The following is a 4,257-nucleotide window of genomic DNA, read 5'->3' on the forward strand; positions in this document are numbered from 1 at the left end:
GCGGTACCGGCGCCAGGTCAGGGCGCGGACCAGGGAGACGGGGGCACGGCATGGCGAAGGCGCTGCGGGTTGGTCTGCTGGGGTACGGGCTGGCGGGCCGGGTGTTCCACGCGCCGCTGATCGCCGCGACCCCCGGGCTGCGGCTCGACGCCATCGTGACCCGTGATCCGCAGCGACGCGAGCAGGCGCGGCAGCACTTCCCGGACGCCCGCCTGGTCGACGACGCCGACGAGTTGTGGCGTACCCCGGACGCACTGGACCTGGTCGTGGTGGCGACGCCGAACCGGCAGCACGTGCCGATGGCGCGCGCGGCGCTCGCCGCCGGCCTGCCGGTCGTCGTCGACAAGCCCCTCTCCCCGACCGCCGCTGAGGGCCGCGTGCTGATCGACGAGGCGTCCGAGCGTGGGGTGCCGCTGACGGTCTTCCAGAACCGGCGCTGGGACGGCGACTTCCTGACCGTCCGCCGCCTGGTCGAGCAGGGCGAGTTGGGGCAGGTGCTGCGCTTCGAGTCCCGGTTCGAGCGGTTCCGTCCGACGATCAAGCCGGGCTGGCGGGAGCTTGCCGGTCCGGAGGAGGCCGGCGGCGCCCTCTTCGACCTCGGCGCCCACCTCGTCGACCAGGCGGTGCAGCTGTTCGGCCAGGTCGAGAGGGTGTACGCGGAGGTGGACCGTCGCCGCGCGGGCGCGGCCGTCGACGACGACGCCTTCGTGGCGTTGACCCACGCCAGCGGGGTCCACTCGCACCTGTGGATGGGTGCGGTGACCGCTCAGCTCGGGCCGCGCCTGCGGGTGCTGGGCGACCGGGCCGGCTACACCAGCTACGGGCTGGACGTGCAGGAGGCGGCGCTGCACAAGGGTGGCCGCCCGGACCAGCCGGGCTGGGGTGAGGTTCCGCCGGACCGCTACGGCCTGCTCGGCGTCGACGGTGACCTGCGGCCGGTGCCGACCGAACCCGGCGCGTACCAGAGCTTCTACGCCCAGGTGGCGGCTGCGCTGCGCGACGGCACGCCGATGCCGGTGGACCCACGGGACTCTGTCCACACTGTCGAGTTGATCGAGCTGGCCCACCGGTCGGCGGCCGAGGGCGTGGTCCTGCCGGTCCCGAAGGCCTGACCGGTCCGCTCGTCCCGCCACCCGGGCTCCTGACGCGTAAAACCAGTGGAGCGGCGCCGCCGTGCGCCGTTACCCTGCTGCGCAACCAGGTCGTCTAGGCAAGGACGTGCCGTTGTACACCCTGTGAGACCTCCCGAGAGCTGATCTGTCGCGCGTCGCGCCTGTGCGCCGCGCTCCTTTTTGCTGCGGACTTCTCACTGAAACCGGTGTACCTCTGTGCTCATTCACTGGGCCGTCGTGCCCACCTGCCTGCCGATCGTCAACCGCCGTTGCCACGCGTGCCCGTCCCAACGCTTTCGGGCGAGCGGCAAGTTCCGTGTCAACGCCAACCACAAGCTCCTCGACGTCTGGCTTCTCGTGCTCTGCACCGAGTGCGGGGAGACGGCGAAACTCACCGTCCTGGAACGGATGACCGTCCGCACCATCCCACCCGAACTGCTGGACCGGCTCCATGCGAACGATGGCGGCCTGGTCGCCGAACTGCTCCAGGATCCGGCCGTCCAGCACCGGAACCGATTCGCCCTGGACTGGACCAACGCCTGGCGTCTAGACACCGGCGGATCGGAGCACCTGGACCTCGACGTGATCGACGTCGCGGTCCGCAACGCGGCACGGGTCCCGGTCCGGCCGACCCGACTGATCGCTGAGGGTTGCCGTCTGTCGCGCGGCGAGATCGACCGACTGATCATGGAGGGCAAGGTCGTTTCGGCGTTCCGGTTGAGCGGCAAGCTCTCCGGCGACTTCACCTTCACGCTGAAGCGCTGAGCCGATCGTGGGGGCCTGTCCGGCAGGACGCCGGGCAGGCCCTACTCGGCGTTCTCCTCGGTGGGAGCACCGTCCGGCGCGCGGGCGTCGTCGTCGGTCAGCGCGTCGTCCGACGAGGCGCCGAGGTTGGCGAGCCGACGCTCGGCCTCTCGGACCTCCTCGTCGAGCCTGAAGTTCTCCTCGTCGGGACCCTGCGACATGGGCGACCTCCATCGGGCGCGACCGGCAGCCCTCCGGATACCCGACCTGAGGGCGGGGACACGGAGATCCGCCGCCATCCCTTGATCAGGTGATGAAAAGTAGCTCAATCCGCTCGCCGGGACCTACTTTTCATCACTTGATCACTTGATGACGAGTAGTCGAGCCGGCCAGCCGAGTTGTGGAGTGGTAACCGAGCGCCGGGCCGGTCGGCGGGCGCGCCGGGCTGCAGCCCGGGAGCGTTGCCGACCCGGCCCGGTGCCGGATCAGCGCTGCTTTAGCTCGCGCCAGGATGGGTGGGTGCCGCGCCAGGCGTCGGCGAGGATGGCCGCCGAGGCCCGGCTTGGGCACTGCTGCACCCGCTCACGACCCGACGCCCCACCGATCTGGGCGCGGACCTCCCAACCCTGCCCGTCAGTACGGATGTACACGTCCCGGCGCCCGCGCGGGGTCGTGTCTCCGTTCCACCAGTGCTCCTCCACCTTCATTCGCCGACCGTATAGCAATTCCCGCGCGGAGGGTACGGCGCAGGTATGCCCGGACCGGGGCAAGGGCGACAATCCAGGCGCATTTCGGGCCAACCGTTGGCGGTTCGAAACCATAACGGGCGGTTCTCCCGCTCCTGAGTTGCGAATCAGGAAGCCCTGCCGTGCAGCCCGCCCGCAATCCCCAACCTTGTTGATCAAGAAGTTCGCGTCAGGGATCGCGTTCCCACTGACGGAAACCTCTTGATCAGCTCGGGAGGGCGGGGGGCGGGGAGGGGGCGGGGTGTGGGTCGGCGGGGCGGTCAGGTTTGGGTTGTCAGGAGGTAGTCGTCGGCCTCGGGGCTCCAGCGCAGGTCCAGTACGCCGGCGGTGGCGGCGGCCTTGCAGAACTGCAGGAAGCTGCGGTAGCCGAGCTTCTTCTCGCTGAAGTCGGGGCGGGCCCGGCGCACCTGGTTCTTCAACCCGGACAACGCCACCGGGTTGCCGCCGCTACCGAGGTCCGCCACGACGCCCCGGAGCAGACCGAACGCCACCTCCCGGTCGCCGTGCTCGGGCAGTGAGACCTCGGGGTCACCCTTCGCCGGCCCCTCGGCCAGCTCGATCACGTTGCGCTCGGCGAGGTGGCGCAGCAGTTCGCCGAAGGTGCGGAAGCCGTAGTCGGACTCGCTGAAGGTGGGGTCCTTGCGCAACAGGGTCCGCTTGAGCCGGGAGGCGGTGACCTCACCGTTGGCGCTGCCCTGCAACCCGGCGACCGACTGGGCGACGAGCACCGCGAGGGCGTCGACATCCCGATCGGGCTCCGCGTCCTGCGTACGACGCTCCTGCTCCTGCTCCGGCTCGGGTGGGCGCTGTTCCGCGCCGGCCTGCCGGGTGGCGGGACGAGCGCGCCGACCACGGGCCGGCGGGATGTCCACGCCCTCCAAGCGGTCGTAGTACAGGAACTCGTCGCACGCCGGGGGAAGCAGCCCCGAGGTGGACCCCTCGACCCCGACGCCGATGACCCGCTTGTTCAGCTCGCGCAGCTTGTGCACCAGCGGGGTGAAATCGCTGTCACCACTGCAGATCACGAAGGTGGAGATGTAGTCGCGTTCGAACGCCAACTCGATCGCGTCGACAGCCATCTTGATGTCCGCGGCGTTCTTACGGGACGCGCCCATCCGCTGCGGGATCTCGATCAGCTCGACATGGGACCGGGTGAGCATCCGGCGGTCCTCGTCGAAGTAGGACCAGTCGGCGTACGCCCGCCGGACGACCACCCGACCTCGTTCGGCCAGCGCGTCGGCGATGGGCCGGAAGTCGAAGGCCGCGCCGCCACGATGGTCGCGCGCGCCCAACGCGAGGTTCTCGTAGTCGAGGAAGAGGGCAATCCGGTCTTCTTGATCCACGCGGATCAGCCTACGCCGGGCGTGAGCTGGTGGGGGCAGGCGACGCGCGGCACCTCAACTCGTCGACCGTCCATTTCTTGCGGCCTGATAGTCGTTTATTTTCGTTGTTCGATAGTTGTCTTGCAGCGCCCTGTCTGGTGCTGCATCATGACGATCAATGTCGGGCGTCGGGGGGACGCCGGGCGGACCTCCACCACCACCCACCCAGGAGGGTCACCGATGTTTCGCAGCCTCACGCCGGCGCGGGGACGCCCCGGCCGGCCCAGCGGCACCGCCGTCGCGCTCGCGGCCGGTCTCGCCGTGCTGGTCGCC

At 70.0% G+C, this 4,257-nt stretch carries 5 protein-coding genes; 2 read left to right on the top strand and 3 right to left on the bottom strand.

Annotation, left to right across the window (positions count from 1 at the left end; translation table 11 throughout):
- The first annotated feature begins 50 nt into the window (after positions 1 to 50).
- Both ABZ749_RS30580 and ABZ749_RS30585 read left to right on the top strand, forming a co-directional pair.
- Entirely contained in the window at positions 51 to 1,112 is a 1,062-nt protein-coding gene (locus ABZ749_RS30580) for a Gfo/Idh/MocA family oxidoreductase (RefSeq protein WP_357233843.1), read from the top strand.
- A gap of 216 nt (positions 1,113 to 1,328) precedes the next feature.
- Positions 1,329 to 1,877, top strand: a complete 549-nt coding sequence (locus ABZ749_RS30585) for a DUF1062 domain-containing protein (RefSeq protein WP_357233845.1) — start codon at positions 1,329 to 1,331, stop codon at positions 1,875 to 1,877.
- Positions 1,878 to 1,918: 41 nt separating this feature from the next.
- Here the strand turns inward: ABZ749_RS30585 and ABZ749_RS30590 are convergent, their stop codons facing one another.
- The 3 genes from ABZ749_RS30590 to ABZ749_RS30600 all read right to left on the bottom strand — a co-directional run bounded on the left by ABZ749_RS30590 (position 1,919) and on the right by ABZ749_RS30600 (position 3,945).
- Positions 1,919 to 2,077: a hypothetical protein gene (locus ABZ749_RS30590; protein WP_357233847.1), complete on the bottom strand. Its 159-nt coding sequence runs from the start codon at positions 2,075 to 2,077 to the stop codon at positions 1,919 to 1,921.
- Positions 2,078 to 2,341: 264 nt separating this feature from the next.
- Positions 2,342 to 2,563 (bottom strand): hypothetical protein, encoded by a 222-nt coding sequence (locus ABZ749_RS30595; RefSeq protein WP_030335934.1) that lies wholly within the window; start codon positions 2,561 to 2,563, stop codon positions 2,342 to 2,344.
- Positions 2,564 to 2,862: 299 nt separating this feature from the next.
- Complete coding sequence (locus ABZ749_RS30600; protein WP_357233849.1) at positions 2,863 to 3,945, bottom strand: PIN domain-containing protein; 1,083 nt, start codon at positions 3,943 to 3,945, stop codon at positions 2,863 to 2,865.
- Between the last annotated feature and the right edge of the window lie 312 nt (positions 3,946 to 4,257).

Origin of the sequence: Micromonospora sp. NPDC047753 (genome assembly GCF_040642735.1) — a bacterium.
Classification (GTDB): Bacteria; Actinomycetota; Actinomycetes; order Mycobacteriales; family Micromonosporaceae; genus Micromonospora.